At 67.0% G+C, this 1,264-nt stretch carries 1 protein-coding gene; it reads right to left on the bottom strand.

Annotated features, from left to right (window positions below; translation table 11 throughout):
* Positions 1-149: 149 nt before the first annotated feature.
* Complete coding sequence (locus AB0G02_RS40885; RefSeq protein ID WP_360806135.1) at positions 150-1,058, bottom strand: Ku protein; 909 nt, start codon at positions 1,056-1,058, stop codon at positions 150-152.
* Positions 1,059-1,264: the final 206 nt, after the last annotated feature.

The raw sequence follows: 1,264 nt of genomic DNA, 5'->3' as shown, positions 1-1,264 counted from the left end.
CAACGCCGAAGCGTGGTGCTCCTGGATCACGAACGTGTCGTCATCACCACGCGGCACCACCGCGTCCTCACCCGGCACCGGCTCCGGCGTCCGCCCCGGATCCCGCTTGCGCCGGTACTCCGAAAGATCCCCACCCATCCCGACCCCGCCTACGCGGGCTTCGCCTTCTTCTTCGCCGGAGCCTTCCGCGACGACGACCCAGAAGAACCGCCCGAGCCGGCCGACGACGAACGGGACGACGACGCCTTCTTCGCCGCGGGCTTGCGACCAGCCGACTTCCCACCCCGCGCCGACTTCGCCTGCTCCACACTCCGCTCCAACGCCGTCATCAGGTCGATCACCTCACCCGACTCCTCCACCTCCGGCCGATCCGGCAGCTCCGCACCCTCCGCCTTCGCCTCGATCACCTTCTGCATCGCCACCGTGTAATCATCCGAGAAATCACCCGGATCAAAAGACCCCGCCATGCTCTCCACCAACGACGACGCCATCTTCAACTCCTGCGGCCGAACCTCCACCTCCGAACCCAGGAACTCGAAATCCGGCGTCCGCACCTCATCCGGCCACAACATCGTGTGCATCACCAACACGTCATCACGCGCCCGCAACATCGCCAACGTCTCCCGCTGACGAACGGTGATCTTCACCACCGCCAACTGCCCACTGCGCTCCAACGCCGTCCGGAGCAACACGTACGGACGCGTCGCCGCCTTGTCCGGCTCCAAGTAATAAGACTTCTGAAAATAGATCGGATCGATCTCCTCGACCGGCACGAACTCCAACACGTCGATCGCGTGATCAGTGTTGATCGGCAACTTGTCGAAATCCTCGGCGTCCATCACCACGACCCGACCGTCGTCCAGCTCGTAACCCTTCGCGATGTCGGCGTACGCGACCTCCTCGCCGCACACCTGACACACCCGCTTGTACCGGATGCGCCCACCATCCTCCCGGTGCACCTGGTGGAACCGGAAGTCGTGCTCCTCCGTAGCGGTGAACAACCGGACACCGATCGTCACCAACCCGAAGGAAATCGCCCCACGCCACACGGACCTCATGCCAAGTGACTACCCGCCAACACCACACCCCGCACCAGCACGTCACCCGAACGGACTAACAATCACCCGCTCCCGACCAGCACAGAGGACCCTCGGGGCCCCCCCCCCCCCCCCCCCCCCCCCCCCCCCCCCCCCCCCACACCCCCCCCCCCCCCCCCCAACGCCCCCCCCCCCCCCCCCCCGCCCCCCCCCCCCCCCCCCCCCCC

Origin of the sequence: Actinosynnema sp. NPDC023658, from assembly GCF_040639995.1 — a bacterium.
In the GTDB taxonomy this organism is placed as follows: Bacteria; Actinomycetota; Actinomycetes; order Mycobacteriales; family Pseudonocardiaceae; genus Actinosynnema.
This window is presented reverse-complemented; position numbering and strand designations above follow the sequence as displayed.

What these genes read in the sequence shown, in the direction of transcription:
- AB0G02_RS40885 (WP_360806135.1), bottom strand. Translation starts at nt 1,058, where the DNA reads ATGAGGTCCGTGTGGCGTGGGGCGATTTCCTTCGGGTTGGTGACGATC.